Raw genomic sequence first — 20,409 nt, forward strand, 5'->3', positions numbered from 1 at the left:
GTATTCCCTTTCTACCAATAAATATAAACGGTTGCTCCAAAAATAAAAATCGAAGCAGCGAAGCATATTTTCAACCAAGGCATCTTCAGTGTCATTGGCCCTATCTTCTTCCCAGACACCAGTGAGCGCCAATATTGATAAGCTTCCTGTGAAGTATGGAACTCCCCATTCAATGCTTTATGCAGAAATGGCGCGATATGAGCAGCCACTGCATTCTCACGAATAATGGCGGTTAGTTGCTCCAAATCTCTGGTTTGCGGCAGCGTTTGCGTTAATCCAGTAAACCGATTCCGCTGATCCAGCGATTTCAACAGCAAAATAGCAAAAGAGAACAAATCATAACTTTCCTCTGCGATACGTTCTCCTTTGTTCCAAAAGCCGCGATCGTAAACTTCCGTTAATTGCTTAATCGCTCTTCCCTTGGACGTGACTCCGCCAAAATCGATGAGATCCACATCCCCATAATTCGAAACAATCATATTTTCAATCTTCAAATCCCCGAATATATAGCCATTGCGATGCAATTCCGTTAATTTGCGCAGCAGATTCGTACCGATGACATAAACCCAATCTTGTCCGCGCTTATGTATAAAATCAGAAATGGTCATTCCTTCAATATATCGCATGACGTAGAAAGAAACTTCCTTCTCTCCCACTGTCATATCATCAGCATCGATTAAAAAGTTCTTGAACGAGGTCTCCGTCAGCGATATGGCCAGCAACGAGTTAATCTCGGATTGGTGATCAACGGTTTCGTGACCTGCTTTCAGAGCAAATCTACCAGTCCCTCTACGTACGAGAGCCACAACCCCATTAGAACCAGCACCTAATAAACGTTCGACCATATAGACGCGGCCGTTCCATTTCCCTCGGATTTCTGATCCTGGACGGAAGGCATCCTCATACCACGTAGTCACTCAGCATCCCATCCTCGGTCTTTGGTAAGAAAGGTTTTTCTGTCATGAACTGCAGCGTTTGCAGCATGGCAGGACCTGTCGGCGTCGTACCCTTCATGTTTATTTTATAGAACATCTTGTCTAAATTTGCAAGCTGATTCGTCCAATTCAGATCCATTTCCAGTTCCTGATCGCTTGTTTTGGTTGATGGGAAGTGAAAAACCGCTAATTCGCTCTTCCCGCTGCGCGCCCTAAGACTCAATAGAAGATCATGAATCGCCTCACGAACTGCTGCAAGTTTCGGTTTCATACTAGCACTGGCATCTATTAGAAGCGCTACACGAAGGGAAGACGTTTCACTCATCGTATCGATCACCTGAACGACCTGAGACCGCTTGTCAGGCGGCAGCTGCTCTAATTGATTAACACCTAGAATACTCTGCAACTCTTTGCCTACGGCATGCTGGATCGTTGTAGTAACGGTTTTGCGCGTCATCATCTGAACGGTTTGCGAAAGTTGACCCGAATTCACAATTCGGCTCATCCCTCCTCCGGCAGCGGCGATCTCTTTAATCTCCTCTGAGCCTAGCACCCCCAGCTCTCCGTGATCGATAACGCCAATCACATTCACGGTCACACCTTCTCCCTGCGCTTGCGCCGCGGCTATGACTGGACTTACCCCTACATTTGAACATCCGTCTGTGATTAAAAGAATCTGCATCATCATCTCATTTGCCTCCCTGACACTCTGATTTGCACTCTAGCAGTTTTACTTTCTAGTTTTTCCATTTTAGAGAGAGTCTAATCATGGGTTGATCCCGTGAAAATAAAAAGACAGCCTACCAGTTTATCTGGCAAGCTGCCCCGTGATTTCCCGCTGTTACTTCGTAAACCTTCTTCTTAAGAGCAGACCCATAAGAATCAAGGTGATACCTGCTAACTCGACATACAAATGACTAGATTCCCCTGTCGTCGGGAGTGTTTCTTGTTTAGTTATAGGTGGAATTCCACCTAAAGGCACATTATTATCGCCATCAAAAGGCGGATCCGAATCCGTAGATGGCTTGGGATCAACTGGCGACGGTGTTGGCGTTGGTGCTATTGTCGGCGCTGGAGTAGGTGCAGGTGTTACTGTTGGCGTCGGCGTGATTCCTCCCGTCCCTGTACTTGGGGGTTTAGTTGGAATCGGTGTAGGTGCAGGTGTCTCCGTAGGGCTCGGGGTTGTTCCCGGACCCGATGGATCTGGAGGATCCGACTTTTTAACGTTTATCACGTTTAAGTTAAACTCTTCCCCGGAGTGAAGGGTCACTGCATTCTCTTCCAAATTCAGATTATACCCGGCAGGAGCAGTCTTCTCTTTAACCGTATATTCGCCTGCAAGCAATTCTTTAAAGACTACAATCCCTGTTTCACCGGTAGTAAGCGTGTTAATTAACGTTTTGGATTCTCCGGCTTTGCGGTACAACTCAAACGTAGCGCCGCTCAGCAATAAGCTGTTATTGGCTGAATCCAGCTTTTTGACCGTTAATGAACCTCGGACGCCACCGCCTGTTCCTGATCCGCCCGATACACCCACGATAATATCCTTCGTCGTTTCTTTAATGACCGTACTGACGTTATTGCCACTCAAAGTTACGTAATTGGAAATCGTATCATGGTCATTGGCAGCTATGAGAGATTGATACTCCAAGATATAAGCTGTCGAGATGGTTTCAGCAAAGCTTAATTCAAAAATCGGCTTCCCGTCATTATTCGTTTTGAATACTACCGTATAATCCTTCCCCTTTTCTAACTCGGAACCTTTGGTTAAATTACCGTTGATTGCTGCTGTTGCCTTAAACAAATGGAACGTATTGGGCAGCAGCACTTGATTCGTTGTTGGCGTATCGACGATTTTGGCCTCAGACAGCGTGGATTGACTGCGATTAATATAGATCGTCCAGTTAATTTTGTCCGCGCTTTGCTCCCCGGTTTTATTCACAAATTCGTCGCCATTAGGGATATTAAGCGTGGCGCTCAGATTACCAGAGACCTGTGTCTCCCCAACAAATAGTCGAGCAGTATTGGAAATCGTACTGTGAACCAATTGTCCCTGTACACTGGTTTTAAATACAACATAATAAGGCTTAGAGAAAGGTTGCGGGAATTTAACAATCAGTTTATTGCCATCCAAACTGTACGTATAGGAGGCTGGGCTAACTGGCGCACCCATGGTTGGACTCCCGCTTGCCGGAATGGTCATGGCATACACGGCAACCGAGCCGTCGATAATCTTCTGATTAGGCTCAATAATGTCCTGCAGGCTAGCCGTTTCAAGGGGTTTGCCATTGTAGTTCATGCCTATGGTCCAAGTAATTTGTTTGGAAGCTGCGTTGTAGGCACCAAATTTAAATCCGTTATTCTTCACTTCATTCCTTGGAATAAATGTGGATGTTACCTTCTTGATGTGTGAATCACTAGGGTTGTTAGACCATTCAATTTGGGCCGCATTAATGAAATTGTTGGTGGATCTAAGCGGACTGATCCAGTCCAGATTAAATTCTGTCTTGTAATCAATTGAAATAGGATCTGCAATGGCCGTCAGAAATTTAACCGTGAAGCCTTCGTCTGGAGCAACAGCGCTATCGAGCGTGTACTCTGTTGACGGCATCAGAACGGATCCTTTTTTGATGACTAGTGACCCAGGCACGAAACGCAAGCCTTTACTCGGAAAGGTGTCCGTTACAACCACATTGTTCATCAACTGGCTGTCTTTGTTCATGAGTATATGCCAATCCACGGTTTTTGCTTGATAATCTGCCGTTCCTGGATACTTGGTTGCGATCAGCTGCTCAACAGCTTGTGAGGCGGAGTCGCTTGATCCACTGCCCGATATAACCCGATTGGTAATAGTCACATTGTCAAATACCCGATTAATCGCCTTGGTCGTGTATACAATCTTATACGCGGAAGAAATGCTGCTGTTAAACTGTAGTTTGAAGCCTTTTTTGCCTGCTGCAGCTTCTGGTGTCACGGTATAACTCGCACTCGGCAATTCATTGCCGAGCGTTTCCCCACCAGTCGGATTTAGCGTAACCGGATAGATATGCATGGAGCCCGAGACCAGTTCATGCGTATCGTTGAAGAGATCTGTCAGGAATGCCGCAGATTGTGGAATTGTCCGCTCATTATAGTTATATTTGATTGCCCAACCGATCGTTTGCGTTATAGGGTCGTAGCTCTCCGCGATTTTGTCCAGAGCGCTGCCCAGCGAGACCTGCACCGTCGCGGATGCCTCCACAGGCGATTTATTGCTGCCTCCGAAAGTGGCTGTATTCACGAACGACGTCTTATCCAAATTAACGATTGGCGTGCTGAACTGGAGTCGGTAAGCCGTTTGAATCGGACTATCTGCGAAATGAACGGAAAGTGTTGCTCCGCTGGCGCTTACTGTGTATTTGCTGCTATCCAGCAGCCCGCCTTGCAGGACAGAACCATCAAGCTTAACAGTCAGATCATAGACAGCTACAGTAACAGGAACAGATAAGCCTGTTGGAATAACGTCGATGACCACTGCGTTCTGAACGGCGTCCAGCATCTTATTCACATCGATCGTCCAATCGATACTCTTGGCGTTGATGCCTGACGATACGCCACTCTTCTCAATCGTTGATGTTACGGTCGGCCTGAGATGAAGGGTGAAGACTTGCTCGCCGGTCTTAATCGGAATCGTAATCGTTACGACGGTATTTTCCGTAAGTTGGCTTTTATCCAATTGCGTTTTGAAGGTTAGCGTGCCATGGATATTATCATGACTTTCGATGTAATTATTAAACGTAATCAGCACTTGATGGCTGGCCCGGTCCACATGGAAAGTGCCTAATTGCTCCTGCCCCATCATCAAACCGCCGCTGATATCATTATAAAGTAAAAATTGCTGCGGCAGTGTGAACGCAAACGTATCACCAGCCTTATACCCATGGCTGTTCGGCAGCGACCACGTATAGTCTACCTGCACCTTGGCGTTCGGCTCATAAACATTGCCTGTGACGACTTGCCCTGAGCTGTCATATACAACTAATGTAACACTGTCAATAATGTTGTTCGAAATCGTAGCCGCACTCGCCTTCGCAAAGAAGCCTACTCCGTAAATACTCTGCATAAAAATTAATAGGGCAATGAGCAGTGTACTCGTTTTTTTCTTTAACATAATTTTTTTCATACCTCCATTCACGATTCAAGCCTGGTATAGACTATTTGCTTGTAGACATAGAATATGAAACAAATTGTATCATTATTAATATTATATGATACAAGTTGTATTGTAAATCATTGGATTTATTTTTTTCTGCTGCTGCGAAAACAAAAAAAAGCCTGCGCTCATGAATTGAGCACAGGCTTCTAATTTAGTTAATACACTTTGACTATTTGATATTCATCTGCATTTTTGAACATGTCTGTTGCTTGTCCACCTTGCACACGCGTAGCATCGTAGGTGGTATCTATCGTTACCCACTCGTTCCGATCAGCTAGAAATACTTGGTTCCAAGCGTGATACGTCTCTGGCGAGTTGGCCTCATATCCCATCACCAGGCGGGTCGGCAATCCTTCACTTCTAGCCATCGCCGCAAAAGTTGCTGCGAAGTCATAACAGATTCCTTGGGATGCTTCGTAAACCTCATCCAAGTCAGGTATATAGGTATCTGCTACGGTTTGTGCCTTTTTGTAATCATACGTAAAATTTGTCGTGATATAGGCGTAGATGGCTTTTAATTTATCCATGTCAGTCTTCTTATTTACCGTTAGTTTCTTGGCCTTTACGACAGCTTTCGATGTTTCGCTCCAGTCGATAAGCGGGATAGATTGAAGGAAAACTGTCTTCTCATCTGCCAACTTCACCTCTATTTGTTCTTGCGCAATTACCTTATATTTGTTGTTCCCTATGGACTCCCCGACTAGCACTTTATAGGTACCGTTTCCAAGCTGCAGAGGGTACTGGTCTCCTTCTTCAAAGGTGTAGTCATACTTCACATTTTCCTTGGAGATCCGAACGAGAACCTTGGTGTCTGGACGGCTTGTATAATGGATTGAAATAATTCCTTTGCTCAATGCGCTTTGGTCCACAATGGAGGGAGCGGCAAATATCGCTTGAGGTACTAGCATCAAGAAGAACGATAGTATAATAGCTGCTAGAATTGATTTTTTGAACACAAAAAATTCCCCTTTCGGTAACTGGCTGCCATCTTAGTTGAAGTAAGGAAGGCCCTTTAGTTTTGCGTCTCTAGTTTTCGCTAGATTTGCCTTTATCGGGAGAAACCACCGATGAATAAACGCCTAATATGCTGTCATCATATCATATGCTTGTCGGTTTGAATATACATAATTAGACAATTTATTGCCCAATCCGCTTCCATCTGCCTAATGACCATAAACAGAGTCGGAATTTCAACCTCACCGCAAATAATAGCGGATTTCCACCCTGCTCTAGTGTCAAAAAAGAGGCCGCCCTCAAGGTAATAACCTCTTGGGAAAGCCTCGTTCATATAACCAACAACTAGATCAACCTATTATTTGTTTAGTCTTCTTCTTCTCAAAACTACACCCGCAATAATCAAAGCAAAACCTGCTAGCTCATAATATCTACGGCTTGCTTCGCCTGTCTGAGGAAGCGTTTGTCCTGATTTCTTATTGCCTAGCGGAACTTTTTGAACTTCAATATCAATCGTTGCTTCCGTTGCTTCCCCTGTTCCATTTCTTAGAACAACCTTAATTGATTCATTCCCCGTAAATCCAGGGTTAGGCGTGTATACCCAATGCCCGTTGGGATCTATGGTTACTGTCCCATTCTCCGGTTGTTTGCCGATAGACGGAGTGCTGCCTAACGGAACTTCAATATTACCTTCAATCGGTGTATCTTGATTAGTTACTTTCTCATCTGCCTGAGGCTTCGGCGTCGGGCTTGCGCTCGGCGCTGGCGTTGGGCTTGCGCTTGGCGCTGGCGTCGGGCTCGCACTCGGCGCTGGCGTCGGGCTAGCGCTCGGCGTTGGCTTAGGACTAGCGCTCGGCGACGGCGAAGGGCTCGTGCTTGGTGCCGGCGTGGATTCACCTCCGCCTGAACTTGGCGTTGGCGTCGGCGTCGGCACAGTTGGCGTTGGCGTCGGCACTACCGGCGTTGGCGTCGGCACTACTGGCGTTGGCGTCGGTGTCGGCACAGCCGGCGTTGGTGTCGGCACTACCACCGGTGGCACCTTCACATTCGTGACTTCCAAGTTGATAGCAGTTGTCGAATTAATCGTAACTGCACGTTCGCTCGAATCAAGGGTGTATCCGGTTGGAGCAGCTACTTCTTTTAGAACATAATCACCTTGAAGTAAATTTTTGAACAAGACGATACCCGTGGAATCTGTTGTTAGCGTACTAAAAAGGATTTTCGTTGTTGCACCCGTTTTACGGTACAATTCAAACGTCGCTCCGTTTAACAACAAGGCATGATTACCGGAATCCACTTTTTTAACCGCTAAGGACCCTCTAACACCACTTCCTGTACCCGATCCACTCGAAACAGCTACAATGACATTCTTCGATGTACTTTTGGAAACCGTTGTGTCGTTACTACCCGTAAAGCTCACTTGATTAGAAACGGTATCATTGTCATTAGCCACAATTAATGACTGGTACTCTAAGATATACGGCTTCGAAATCTGATGCGTAAAGGTCAATTCAAACTTTTGCTTGCCATCATTGTCAGTTAGGATTACGACATTGTAGTCCGTGCCTTTGAGAAGCTCGGTCGTCTTCGTAATAGAACTGTCAGATGCTACTGAGGTAGCGTATAGATGGAACGAGTCCGGTAATAAGAACTGGTTGTCTGAAGGGATGTCCGTAATTTTGGCAGTGTCTACCGTCGATTGTCCACGATTAATATTAATGGTCCAATTGATTTTATCTCCGCTTTGTGTACCGTTTTTATTGACATACTCTCCAGCCTTAGGAATGTTAACAGTAGCTGTTAAATTCTTGGAAACCGGTGCTGCCGTCTCATAGACGTTAGCTGTATTGCTCACATTCGTATCAATAAGTTCACCATCTAAGCTCGTGCTGTAGACAATGTAATAGGCTTTAGAAATAGCTGCTTTGAAATTTAAAATCAGCGTATTGCCACTGTCTACCAGGTAGTCATATTCACTGCCATTAACGAATGCACCCATGGTTGGATTGCCGTTAACTGGGATGTTCATTTCATACACTTTAAGTGAACCTGGAACTAGTTTTTGTTGGGACTCCAAAAGATCCTTAACTACAGCATGATTAATCGTTTTGCCGTTGTAGTTTACGCCTACCACCCATGTGAGCTGTTTGGTAGCTGCATTATAAGACCCGTTCTTGAAGCCATTATTCTTAACTTCGTCTCTTGGCGTGAAAGTCCCATGTACGGTTATCTCTTGACTAGGCAAAGTACCTGTCCAGTTAACCGTCGCATCGTTAAGGAAATTCGTTGTGCTGCCAACCGGCAAGATCCAATCATTATTATAATAAGTGGAATAGCTCACCGTTACGGGCGCTGTTAAAGTACCCACGAAATTAATAGTAAATCCTGTGTCGTTAAGCACATTTGAAATGGAGTAGTCCGCAGGACTGTTCAATGTGGTAGAACCTTGCGTGACAAACAATGTTCCAGGTCTGTACTCCAACCCTTTCTTAGGAAAATTGTCAGTGAGCACAACAGAACTCATCGATTCGCTGTCTGCATTGAGCGCAATCTTCCAATCTACCGTTTTGGCATGGTAGTCTTTACTATTTACACTTTTGATAATAATAACTTGGTCAATGTCACGTGTAGCCGTGTCTGTTGCTCCCAGGCCAGTAGTGGCTGTATTCGAAATAGTAGCAGGTCCTTCAACACGATTAATGGCCTTGGTTTGGTAAACCAGCTTGTATGCTTGGGTAATCGGATTATTGAATTGCAATTTAAAGCCGGTCTTTCCTGTTGGCGGTGTCGGAGCAGCATTGACTGTATAATCGGAAACAGGCAGAGCGCTACCTAAGGATTCAGCCCCAGAATTATCTAGCGTAACTGGATACACTTTAATGGACGAAGGCGCGACGCCTCCAACTAACGCTTGAGTATTATCAAAAAGATCGGTTAAATACGCAGAGGCTTGTACGATAGCTCTCTCATTATAATTGTACTTGATGGCCCAATCTATCGTTTGGGTGCTTGAGTTATAACCTGATGATGTCTTATCAAGTGCCGTACCCTGCTGAACAGTAACCGTTGCACTGGCATCGACTGGCGTTTTATTGCTTCCGCTGAATGTGGCCTTATTCAGGAATGACGTTTTATCGAAATCTGTGACAGGTGTCGTGTACTTAATCCGGTAAGCTGTGTCAATGGAAGCTTCCGTGAATTGAACGGTCAGAATGCCTCCGGTCGTATTAAACGTGTATTTGCTTGTATCCGTTAATGCTCCTTGAACGGGAGTACCGTCCAAATTTATTCCAAGATCGTAGACAGCAACTGTCACGGGCACAGACAAACCAACTGGAATAGGATCGGTTACTACTGCATTCTGTACGGGCTCCAATTTCTTGTTGACGTCAATCGTCCAATCAATATTTTTGGCATTATACCCTTCTGGAACACCGTTTTTTCCTATGGTTGAAGCCACATTAGGCTTAAAGTTAAGTGAAAAGACTTGCGTTCCGCCCTTAACTGGAATACTGATCGTTTGATTCGTACTTCCAGTGATTTTAGACATATCGAATTTGGTGTTAAAAGTAAGCGTCCCTTGGACCTCGTCTAAACCAATATTCTCATTAAATGTCATGACAACTTGATGAGTTAAGTAATTGGCAACAAACGTCCCCACGTCACCATTACCACTAACCAGGGGTCCTGTCACATTATTGACAAGCAAAAATTGTTGCGGCAGTGTGAAGGTGAAAGTATCCCCACTGTGGTACCCATGACTATTAGGGAACGACCATGTATAATCCACTTGCACTTTGGAACCCTGTTCATAGACATTATCTGTCACAACATGGTTGCTGCTGTCATAGACAGCCAAACTCACAGAATCGATGATGTTACTGGAAATAACGGCAGCGTTGGCTTGATTCACAAACCCGAAACCTGAAATGCTTTGCATAAAAATTAGCAGTGTGATTAGTAAAGCACTTGTCTTTTTCTTAAACATTTCTTTCTACTCCTCCATTTGCATGTTTCTATGATTTAATTCTCTAGTCGGCAACTGTAATGGGACTTCGATGACTTGATCTCTTCCGACGAAATGGCACAATTCGTATTGTAGAATTTTAGACTGAACATATTCTGAACATGCGAACGCAAAAGGACGCAAAAAAAGAAACCTACACGTATGTAGGCTCCTTTATTTCGTTTCTATTAATTTCCCCTTGATCGCAATACGATGTGTTGGATTTTCCATAGGATGGCACGTAATTAACGTGATTTCCCGATCCTTGTCGTTGCCATTGAGAACCCAAACTTCTTCCGGGAGGACGTACAGTTTCTTTTCTACTTTATAAGTATATTGTTTAGTTCCTGTGTCCACCGTTATTAAGTCACCGACATCAACTTCATCTAAGCGATTGAAATTTTTGCCGTAGGTTAAATTCCGATGTCCTGCAATCGCATAGTTGCCGACAGCCCCCGGTCGTCCTGTATTCGCAATACTGGCAACGGAAACTTTCATATTCGCCTGTGTCGCATTCGTTAGAATAGGAATCTTCAGATTAATTTTATCGATGAGGAGGACACCCTCCATGTTCTTAGGCATCTCGACCACTGGCGCGGATGTCGCTTCTGCAACCAACGGTTTCGGCTGAACATCTGCTGACCCTCCGCTTAAAGAAGTCGGAGTCCATACAGGTGATCTCTCTGTTTCTTCTTGATCAACGACTTGATCCATATATTTCAAATTATCCTGCCACTGCTTCATAATCTTCTGTTGCTGGTAACTCTCATAACGATCATTCAAGGTCGGATAGAGTAGAACAATCACCCCTGCTAGTATCAAAAGCAGCGAGAGATATCTTCCTTTCATTAGAAGCCTCCTCCTTTCTTATCTACACTTACAATTATAATTGTCTTTGCTCCAATATGCCATTAAACCACTCGGATACCGACTGTCTTGGAGGAATTCCCAACTCACTCTCAAAGTGCTGCTTTAAGGTGTCATACTGCTGCTTCATGTCAGCAAAATTACCCCGCAGTTGATGAACCTGCATCAAGCCAAAGTAACCATTTTCCACCAGAGGAAATTGATCCTTCATTTGTTGATAGGCCTCTGCCGCTTCCTTAAGTAGACCTTGCTCTAGGCAAAAGTCGGCCAAATGCTGGAGATACGTCCAACGGAAAAGGCGCAGCCGTTCCCGCTCACCCTCCGCCCAAAGAAACTGGGATTCCCCGAAATAATCCCCCTTATACATCTCCACCAACTGCTTATAGACAGTTACTGAAGCTAAGGTGAGCTCAGGCGCTTTCAATAATTCCTGTTCCCATACGTCCACATCCACGCCGACCTGATCCAATTGCAAGCGATAACCTTCTTGTTCATAGATGACTTGAACGGCCAGCGCCTGCTCTTTGAGCATTTTACGTATCTGATAAACCGTGGTATGAAGCTGCACACCCGCGCGCGCCGGGTCCTGCTCTGGCCACAATACTTCCAGCAGCACTTCCTTATGAATGGCAGGTGCATTGCGATGATGCAGCAGAAAGGAGAACAACTCTTGCGTTTTATTCGTTCGCCATGGAAAAGAATGCGCGCCAGACGTACTATTGACCCAATGAAGGGACTGTAAACAACAGATTAGCGTGCGTTCTTTTCGATCCATATCTACATTAGAAGCTACCTCTGCCATGGATTTGCGAATTCTGGTTAGCGTTTTGCCGAGTCTCGTGTCCGATACGGGTTTCAGTATGTAATCCAATGCATTCAGCTCAAACGCCTCTACCGCATAATGATTGAAAGCTGTAACAAACACGATGTGCACATCGGGCTGCTTCGTAAATAATCTCGCCGCGAGTTCCATTCCCCCGATTTCTGGCATTTCCAAATCTAGAAATATAGCATCAAACTTCTGCAGCCTAGCCAAATTCAGCGCTTCTTTGGGATCTATTAATGAAGCAACGATATCTATATCTTCATGCTTGCTTAATAATTTCTCCATGCTCCTTAGAGCAAGTGGCTCATCGTCAACTAAAAGCACCTTCATGCTATCACCTATTCTCCGAATATGTATGCTTCCATTATAATGTATACAGGATAAAATAATAGAAAAAGCTACAACAGCAAATGAGCTGTTATAGCTTTGACAAATCAAAAGTTAACTAACGGTTTTGGGCCGCTCCATACGCGTAATGCCTGGCCAACGGAATGTAGCCCATTCCGGCTGCCTTTTCTCCACACGGGCAACGACAACCGTCATATCATCCTGAATTTCGCCATGATGGTGGCGGAAGATTCGCTCCAATAAACAGTCCGCAAAGTCCTGCGGCAAAGTCGTATCTATCTCTTGGATCATCCGCTTCATCCACATCTCCTTATTCACCGCATGGCCCGGCGCATCATAGATGCCATCGGTCATCATCACGAGAATATCGCCCGATTGCAGCGGGATCGAGACGAGATCCACCTCAATCTCGCTCAGGATACCTACCGGTAGATTATTCGCCGAGATGGAAATAACCTCATTCCCTCGCTTAATGAAGCTGGGGATGGAGCCAATTTTCATGAACGTCGTGTTAGCGTTGTACATGTCGATCAAAGCCATATCCACGGTCGCGTACATCTCGTCCGAGGAGCGCAGCATCAACACCGAGTTCAGCGACTTGATCGCGAGCTTCTCGTCCATGCCCGACTGCAGCAGCTGCTGCAGAATGTTCAGAGCGGTCTGGCTCTCGGCCCGAGCCCGCTCCCCATTGCCCATGCCGTCGCTCAGCGCAACGGCATACTTGCCATTGCCCAGCTCCACCGTGGAGAAGCTGTCGCCCGAGAAGAGGTCGCCGCCCTTGGCAGCGCCGGCGACACCGGTCTCCACCTCGTACTCCTTGGCGGAGCCGAAGACGACCGTGCTGTAGCCCTCGCCGCGCTCATGCATCTCCTCCCGCATCACGGCGACGTTCTCGCCGATGATTTCGCTCAGGAGCGGCGCAATGATTTTCCGGCATTCATCGAAGCCTTTCGTATACTGATGAATGATTTCGATTTCAATATTTCCTTCATCTAAGGAAATAATGTCAATGGTATGAATCGACAAGCCGAGCTCCTCCAGCGCATTGCGAATTTGTTCTTCCTGCAGGAAAAGCTCCTGGCCTTCCCGCTTAATTTCCTTAGCCAAGTCCTCCATGACTTGCGAAACGCCGGACAACTGATCAGCCACCAGATGTCGGCTATCCATAATCTGCTTCTTCCAGTGCAAATCATTCTTGTACAGGCTGTACTGCTGCTTCATCACTTCCAGCACCTGCTCCGTGCGAATACATACCTTCTTCCAGTCAGCTGGTATTTGTTTCTTCGTCATATTCTCCTTTGTCTCAATATTGGTCATCATATCGGTCATATACGTGTAGGTTTGGTAGAACTTCTGATCCCAGCACTGACTCTTTTTATAACAGGAATCGCACGCTTTCTGCGCAACGGCATTCATGAAGTGCCCAACTTCCTCCTCTTTGCGGCTCACCGCATCATCCGTCGTCAACTGTTTGAAGCTGCGCGACAACTGCCGGAAAACTTCCGAGAATTGTTCCACGCGCCCGGCGGTGACATCGCGCACTCTTTTGGCATAATCCTGCTGTGATTTCAGATTTTCCTGCGTGCCTGGCACATATTTCGCAAGGGTTAGAATGAAACTTCGCGGCGTCAATAAGAAGAGGGCCACAGCCGCCAATGATTCCCACGTAGAATTCAGGACATCCACGCCCGTCCCCATATAGAACGATAGAATCGAGGAGCCGAGCAGCATGCCGAAAGCAACCGCCAAGCGATTGCCATCCTTGAGAAGTCCAGCCAACATGCCGGAGAAAGCCAGCAAGCTCATTTGATAAATCGCATTGCTATTGGCAAGGCTTAGAATTAAACCCGTAATGACTCCCACGGATGCTCCGAAAGGCGCTCCTCCCACTAACGCGAACAATAGAATCAAGTACCGGGACAGCACATGTTCCACCGTGACGGGCCCTACAGCCCAACTGACCGTCCCCGTCATCACCGAGGCTAGGAGGATAATCAAACAAATGATTTCTTCATGTTTCAAATGATAGTTTTTACGGGTAAGGGTAAATACAGGGATCGCTTGTATAAAAATTAAGGTCAGCACCAGGCTGAGCAGGGCTTCCACGGAAATCATCATCAAGGAGTACCAGCTTAGATTGGACACGACCAGTTCCGCAAATAGCTGCACCAAGAAGGTAGAGCTGAACACCAGCAGCGGAGCTAGCGATAGATCGGAGCGTTCGAACTTCTCTAATGCTTTCTGAATGAGCAAGAACACAATAATCTCAGTGACGAGATACCCCGTATTGGTATTCAGCGACAACAGACTACCCGCGAAGGCTGCCACACCAACCCAGTGTAAAATATCTCGCCTTGTAAAATAAATGACCGCAATAAATGCTAAAGCGAACGGTGACAGCTGCTCCAAAATCATTGCACGTCCGAGCAGGAAGGCCATCACGATAAGCAGCATCGACCACTTTTTAGCTACAAATGCTTGAACAAATCGGTTTTCCACCGCTGCGCTGTGAGCGCCTGTTTTGGCTTTCTGCCAAAGTCCTGTCCATCCGCCACCAATCACTGTACCTATGCTTCTTCTTTGCATGTTTGCGAACACCATCCATTCCATCCTTATTTGTTTCTCTAGTATAGAGACAATCTAGTAGAAAGTTTGTCAGAATGAGTTGCTAGATTCAAAGAAATTTCCGACAAGCCGCGCCAGCTTTGTCAACACCCTTGAGCCCTTGCACAGACTCGCATTACCTGCTTGAGAACGTTTCCAGAAGTCTGAATACCTCGAACTTTCACCCTGCATATGAGGGAGATACCCGTAATACCATGTCGACAGATCTTTCCGTTATAACGGGCCTAATGAATCCCTGATGCCCTATTCCAAGCAAATGATCACCTTTCCGCCTAAAATTTGCTCGATAGCGTTAATCCAGTTCATTAGATGCCCTCTGAGACCGAAAACCCCTAAAGCGCAGTCTGCGGTGGACGTCAGTAAATAAGGGGAAAGCTTCGCTCACCCCAAACCCGAAAACATTCTGGCGTGAACAAAAAACCACACCCGCCTAAGCGGATGTGGTTCGTTTACTCATCTATTAATCTCTTCTTCCGCCCCGGCCACCGCGTTTGGACTCGGTGTTCTTCTTCAGAGACGAAATCCGCTCTTCACTATCTTTGAGGAAACGCGATACTTTATCTTCGAACGAGAAAGGTCTAGCTCCGCCTTGCTGCTTGTTAAAGCCGCCGCGTCCGCCGCCACCGCCGCCGCCACCACGATTGAAGCCACCGCCGCCACCTGGACGACCGCCACCACCACCTGGACCACCGCTTGGAGGGCCACTGCGTTCTCCACCGCTACTTGGGCGACCACCTTGATAACCGCCGCTTGGACGATCTCCGCTTGGGCGTCCTTGATAGCTGCTGCCACCTGTACGTTCAGGACGAGCTGGTCTTTCCTCAACTGGCTTGTCAACCGTTTGCTTGATCGACAGTCCGATCTTGCCATCCTTGTCCACGTTAATCACTTTGACCGTTACTTTGTCTTCCAGCTTTAAATGGTCATTAACGTCTTTCACATAATTGTCCGCGATCTCTGAAATGTGAACAAGACCGGTAACTCCTTCAGCAAGCTCGACGAATGCTCCAAAGTGAGTAATCCCCGTCACTCTTCCCTCTAACTTGGTGCCAACTTCAATTGCCATAAAGTAAAATGTTCCTCCCTTAAAATGTTGAAAACACTGGCTACGCCGATTATAACCGATGCAGAAACCACGGTCAACACGGCATGAGCCGCTTCTTCAGATAAATTTTATTGCGACTTCGAGACACTCAGTGGCGTCTCTCCCGTTTTGCTATAGTGAAAATCCCGGCGAATGATTTGATCCAAATATTCGTCATTGTGAAGTCTTGCGATTTCCCTCTGTGTTTGCTCTTTCAGCTTATTCGCATCAACGAGTTGCTGTTCCATGTTCACGACGACTTTGCTCTTCTCGTGTAGCTTTGCGAACTGCCCCCAAATGTTAACAGCAGCCCAACTCATAAAACATAGGACAAAGATCAGAAGAAAACGCAGTCTTCGCTTTGAGCCTACGCTAGCGCTGCGCTTGTTAGATGGTACGGTTGCATGAGCTTGCATGTATAGGACTTCCTCCTACTTTGAGAATAACCTGCGATAGATCGTAATGATATTACCCATTAGTTTCTTCAACCAAACAGGCATTACGAAATATTTGTGCACAGGCCGAGTCATCCACAGGAGCATTCTCCACAAAGGATAGAGCAATTGTAGCACAATTCTGTAAAGGAATATAGCTACAGCTAGCAAAAAGCCTAAAATTATCACGGTTAGACGATATAAGCCAATAATCGGTTTAATCAGGATATATTCGACAGTTTTAGCAATAAAACGGTACAACGCAACGATAATCCGGATGAGTATCAGGGTAAATCGAACAACCATGTTAGTCAGAAATGCGAAGTAAAAACAAACTCCAATACCCATGCCCAGAAAGATAAAGATACGAACTTGTCCTTCATTACTGTACAGAAGCAGGCGGAAAACAAGGATTGTCGCCACAATCCAATACATCATATCAACAAGCGGAATCGTCCATCGCGGCAGCCTTAACTTCCCCGAAAGCACACGAAACACATCAAACATCGCACCGATCGCGATTCCGCTCAGAAACATCATGAAAATCGTTTGAAACTGAACGTGAAGGGTCACTTGAATAACTTACCAAGAAACCCTTTGGATTTCTCCTGGGTATTCCCATCTACATAAGCTAATTCTTGAATTAATCCTTCAATGGCGACTAACCCCTGCTCCAAGCTTAAGTTCTTGATGTGCAAATTCTGCCCTTTAATCATCAAATAGCCCATTTCCGTTTCCAGGAGGAACTCTTCACTGTCAAAGCTTTCTACGTTCAAAACTCCGGAGATCTCCAAGAGCTTGCGATTAAGCATTTTAATTTCTTGCCGTTTGTTGTTTTTCACCGGTTCGATCATGGCCTGTACCCCTCCTTCATCTATCACTACGATATGGGGGGATGTCCTGTTTTAGAACCACGGAACACGGTCATCGCTAATAAAAAATGCGGCTTTTTCACAGAGGGAGAGCCCCTTTCATGAATCGACAAACACTCTCCCCATTGCTCTCACGAACGTTTATACGATCACTTCATAACAGCCTATGACAATTAACAACAAACATCCCAACAACTCGGCATAGCGTCCAAACCATGACTTGGCAATTCTACTGCCCATACGAATGCCCAAATCGACAGTTAGCAGGGAAAAAACGCCCACCGAAATAGCAGAAAGGATCGGAGAAACCCCACTTGCCCCGGCACCCAAGCCACTCGCCAGGCAGTTGATGGACAGCGCAAAGCCCAGAGATAACGATTCTCCCCACGAAATAACGTGATTCCCATCCTTATCTGATCTTTGGGCCATCCCTGCGAACTGCTCGCCTAATTGGGCATCCCTGGCCGCATGTCTAAATCGCTTCAAGCTTGCCCGCAGTCCCCATGCACCCAAAAGGATAATAATAATACCACCGATCAAATTGCCCACGGATGGGGATAGGAGATGCGAAACATAGATACCAGCTGACATAGCCAAATAGGTTGCAGCCATCGATAGCAAAGCAATAAGCAGGTTGGACAACAGCGGCACTTTCGTTGAACGCGAGCCAAAGGATAAGCCTATGCCCAAATTATCTAGATTTGCGGCAATGCCGATCGCCACAATTGTAAACCAATGCATCCCTCCACCACCTCATTCATTAATCTTTGATGTATGATATGCGCAGCGAGCCCAGACGGAACCTGAACAAGCCTAGAAAGAATGTGTTCGTGAGAAACGCTTTATCTCAAAAAAATAGCCCAAGACCCCTATTCAGGAATCTCGGACTATTTTATGCAATTGCAGCTTTATTCGGATTGAAAAGCTTCTTCCTTAAGCAGTGAGTACATCTGAGCAGCGTCTTCCTTGCGAGTTGACTCCGACAGAACTTCCACTCGAATCGTCACTTTTTTCTGACCGAATTGAATGGACAGCTCATCTCCGACTTTCACATGGGTACTCGCTTTGGCATCACGGCCGTTAATCCAGACGCGCCCCTGATCGGACACATCCTTCGCTACGGTACGACGTTTGATCAGACGAGATACTTTCAGAAACTTATCGATTCGCATTATTTTACTGCGTCTTTAAGCTTGTTGCCCGCTTTGAAAGCAGGAACGTTGGATTCTGCAATCACGATCGGGTTGCCTGTTTGTGGGTTGCGGCCTGTGCGACCGGAACGTTTGCGAGTTTCGAATGTACCGAAACCGATTAATTGAACTTTATCTCCGGATGAAAGAGCGTCTGTAACTTCACCAAGGAATCCATTAAGTACGACTTCTACGTCTTTCTTAGTAAGTCCGCTTTTTTCTGCAATGTTGTTGATCAAATCTGTTTTGTTCATGTGTTTTCTTTACCTCCCAAAAATGTTTGAAGATCAAAGTCTTCTATGTACTATGATGATTAATTCCATATTCATCCTTACACCAAACTTAGTATTCTGCTTATTTCCCCAAAATCCTTCTATTGCGGTGATTGTTTTGCAACTTTTTTTGCTTCCTGCCAATAATTTTCCATCTCTGATAACTCAGTCTGTTCAAAAGAACGACCTCTTAAACGTAGCTGTTCCTCGATATATGAAAACCGTCCAACGAATTTACGGTTCGTCTGGGCAATGGCATCCTCTGGGTCCAATTTAAGAAATCTAGCCACATTGACGATGGAGAAAAGCACATCTCCAAGCTCGCCCAAGCATTCTGAAGCGCCCGCTTCCGAGGGATTCGCAATGGCTTGTCGAAGCTCGGCCAACTCTTCATCCACTTTACTCAGCACATCTTCGAGCTCCGTCCAGTCAAAACCTACCGTTGCCGCCTTCTTCTGCAACTTCATCGCCCTCATAAGCCCAGGCAGCTCGCGCGGCACTCCGTCCAGCACAGACTGCTTGGCGACGTCAATGCCCTTCTTCCGCTTCTCTTCGGCCTTCATGGCATTCCAGTTCACCAGAGCTTCGTCCGCATCCTCAGCCTTATTCTCTCCGAATACATGGGGATGACGACGGATCAGCTTCTCATTCAATCCAGCAATCACATCATACACGGTAAAAGTGCCTATTTCCTCTTCCATCTGAGCATGCAGCATCACTTGTAAAAGCAGATCGCCCAGTTCCTCGCACATATGCTCCGGATCATCTTCATCGATTGTTTCCAGCACCTCGTAGGCTTCCTCGATGAGATTCTTGCGCAAACTCTCGTGTGTTTGTTCACGATCCCACGGACAGCCATCCGGGCTGCGGAGAATCTGCACAATTTCATGCAAGCGACCAAACGTGCGGTAGTCGTCTTCGTCCCTCTCACTTTTGGGTACCCAGACGAGCGAAAGATTGCCGTAACCCTTCACATGGTCAAGCTCATGGAGCGGCACTTCAATGATCATCTCTTCGCCCGCGACACCCAAAGCATGGCCTACAACAACGCGATAATCATCGGCGTACATATCCATCAGACTTATTTTGAGATCAGAAGCTGTATAAGTGTCATAGACCTGCCCAATCACGGTATGGAGATGCGGGTTCAAGGTGTAGCGGCTAAGGCTGGTCGCATCCAGCAGCTGAAAACCATCGATCGGGTCGAAGCCGAAGCGCAGGAATGCTTGGTCTAGGAAGCTTTCCCCGCCCAGAATGGTTAGAGAAATCCCCTCTTCAGGACAGCGCTGCTTCAGAAGCTGAACCGTGTATTCCGCCACCATCGGATGTCCTGGAACCGCATAAATGACCTCACCGGCCTTCTCCTTGGCGGTTTGAATCAACGCTTCCGCTATGGATTCATACACCTGCTCAAAACTTTGGTGCGCCATGTAATTCTCGTCGAAGGTTTCGTAAGGAATTTGATGGCTATCCAGCATATGCACCATAGGATGATCCTTCGTGCGCAAGTACAGAGCAGCTTGTGATTGGGAGGCCAGCTGCAGTTTCTTCCATACTCCCAAGGTTAGCTGATCTTCATCTCCTGTGCCAAGCCCGACGACGGTAAGTTGTGCATTGTTGTTTGACATATAAGGAACACCTCCTGAATTGGTATTGTATACGTGCAAGGAAAGCGGACAATGCGCAAGCATTGCCGCGCTATTCGTGGCATAGCTGTCTCTTCGGAGTCTCTTCGGAGTCTCTTCGGAGTCTCTCCAGTCTCCCAGCGTCCCTCCGCAGTCTCTCCAGCATCTCAAAGGGA

At 46.3% G+C, this 20,409-nt stretch carries 16 protein-coding genes and 1 riboswitch; all 16 genes read right to left on the bottom strand.

Going from position 1 to position 20,409, the window contains the following annotated elements:
- Positions 1 to 11 precede the first annotated feature (11 nt).
- The 16 genes from IEY34_RS25800 to yabN all read right to left on the bottom strand — a co-directional run bounded on the left by IEY34_RS25800 (position 12) and on the right by yabN (position 20,236).
- Positions 12 to 917: a protein kinase domain-containing protein gene (locus IEY34_RS25800; protein WP_229757840.1), complete on the bottom strand. Its 906-nt coding sequence runs from the start codon at positions 915 to 917 to the stop codon at positions 12 to 14.
- Positions 901 to 1,620, bottom strand: a complete 720-nt coding sequence (locus IEY34_RS25805) for a vWA domain-containing protein (RefSeq protein WP_189017151.1) — start codon at positions 1,618 to 1,620, stop codon at positions 901 to 903. Before IEY34_RS25805 ends, IEY34_RS25800 begins: the two co-directional genes overlap by 17 nt.
- Before the next feature lie 156 nt (positions 1,621 to 1,776).
- On the bottom strand, positions 1,777 to 5,085 hold the full coding sequence (locus IEY34_RS25810; RefSeq protein WP_189017040.1) for a collagen binding domain-containing protein: 3,309 nt from the start codon (positions 5,083 to 5,085) through the stop codon (positions 1,777 to 1,779).
- A gap of 200 nt (positions 5,086 to 5,285) precedes the next feature.
- Positions 5,286 to 6,086 carry a transglutaminase-like domain-containing protein gene (locus IEY34_RS25815; protein ID WP_189017043.1) on the bottom strand — a complete coding sequence of 267 codons (801 nt, stop codon included), beginning with the start codon at positions 6,084 to 6,086 and terminating at the stop codon, positions 5,286 to 5,288.
- Positions 6,087 to 6,099: 13 nt separating this feature from the next.
- Positions 6,100 to 6,187, bottom strand: a riboswitch (cyclic di-GMP riboswitch).
- 255 nt (positions 6,188 to 6,442) lie between these two features.
- Positions 6,443 to 10,072, bottom strand: coding sequence for a collagen binding domain-containing protein (locus IEY34_RS25820; RefSeq protein WP_189017046.1), 3,630 nt, complete (start codon positions 10,070 to 10,072; stop codon positions 6,443 to 6,445).
- A gap of 192 nt (positions 10,073 to 10,264) precedes the next feature.
- Complete coding sequence (locus tag IEY34_RS25825) at positions 10,265 to 10,939, bottom strand: class D sortase (RefSeq protein WP_189017048.1); 675 nt, start codon at positions 10,937 to 10,939, stop codon at positions 10,265 to 10,267.
- Positions 10,940 to 10,973: 34 nt separating this feature from the next.
- The gene (locus IEY34_RS25830) at positions 10,974 to 12,113 is read right to left on the bottom strand and encodes a response regulator (RefSeq protein ID WP_189017051.1); all 1,140 of its coding nucleotides are present in this window, start codon (positions 12,111 to 12,113) and stop codon (positions 10,974 to 10,976) included.
- Positions 12,114 to 12,224: 111 nt separating this feature from the next.
- The gene (gene spoIIE, locus IEY34_RS25835) at positions 12,225 to 14,717 is read right to left on the bottom strand and encodes a stage II sporulation protein E (protein WP_189017054.1); all 2,493 of its coding nucleotides are present in this window, start codon (positions 14,715 to 14,717) and stop codon (positions 12,225 to 12,227) included.
- 499 nt (positions 14,718 to 15,216) lie between these two features.
- Entirely contained in the window at positions 15,217 to 15,822 is a 606-nt protein-coding gene (locus IEY34_RS25840; protein WP_189017056.1) for a S1 domain-containing RNA-binding protein, read from the bottom strand.
- Between the two features lie 107 nt (positions 15,823 to 15,929).
- Complete coding sequence (locus IEY34_RS25845; RefSeq protein ID WP_189017059.1) at positions 15,930 to 16,256, bottom strand: FtsB family cell division protein; 327 nt, start codon at positions 16,254 to 16,256, stop codon at positions 15,930 to 15,932.
- A 15-nt stretch (positions 16,257 to 16,271) separates the two neighbouring features.
- Positions 16,272 to 16,847: a spore cortex biosynthesis protein YabQ gene (yabQ, locus tag IEY34_RS25850; protein ID WP_189017062.1), complete on the bottom strand. Its 576-nt coding sequence runs from the start codon at positions 16,845 to 16,847 to the stop codon at positions 16,272 to 16,274.
- Positions 16,844 to 17,128, bottom strand: coding sequence for a sporulation protein YabP (gene yabP, locus IEY34_RS25855; protein WP_079417119.1), 285 nt, complete (start codon positions 17,126 to 17,128; stop codon positions 16,844 to 16,846). Before yabP ends, yabQ begins: the two co-directional genes overlap by 4 nt.
- A 159-nt stretch (positions 17,129 to 17,287) precedes the next feature.
- Positions 17,288 to 17,887: a manganese efflux pump gene (locus IEY34_RS25860; RefSeq protein ID WP_189017065.1), complete on the bottom strand. Its 600-nt coding sequence runs from the start codon at positions 17,885 to 17,887 to the stop codon at positions 17,288 to 17,290.
- 167 nt (positions 17,888 to 18,054) lie between these two features.
- Positions 18,055 to 18,318, bottom strand: coding sequence for an RNA-binding S4 domain-containing protein (locus tag IEY34_RS25865; RefSeq protein WP_079417123.1), 264 nt, complete (start codon positions 18,316 to 18,318; stop codon positions 18,055 to 18,057).
- On the bottom strand, positions 18,318 to 18,590 hold the full coding sequence (locus IEY34_RS25870) for an HU family DNA-binding protein (RefSeq protein ID WP_029197991.1): 273 nt from the start codon (positions 18,588 to 18,590) through the stop codon (positions 18,318 to 18,320). Before IEY34_RS25870 ends, IEY34_RS25865 begins: the two co-directional genes overlap by 1 nt.
- Before the next feature lie 119 nt (positions 18,591 to 18,709).
- Entirely contained in the window at positions 18,710 to 20,236 is a 1,527-nt protein-coding gene (gene yabN, locus IEY34_RS25875) for a bifunctional methyltransferase/pyrophosphohydrolase YabN (protein WP_189017068.1), read from the bottom strand.
- Between the last annotated feature and the right edge of the window lie 173 nt (positions 20,237 to 20,409).

It is taken from the genome of Paenibacillus marchantiophytorum (assembly GCF_014640555.1).
GTDB lineage: Bacteria > Bacillota > Bacilli > Paenibacillales > NBRC-103111 > Paenibacillus_E > Paenibacillus_E marchantiophytorum.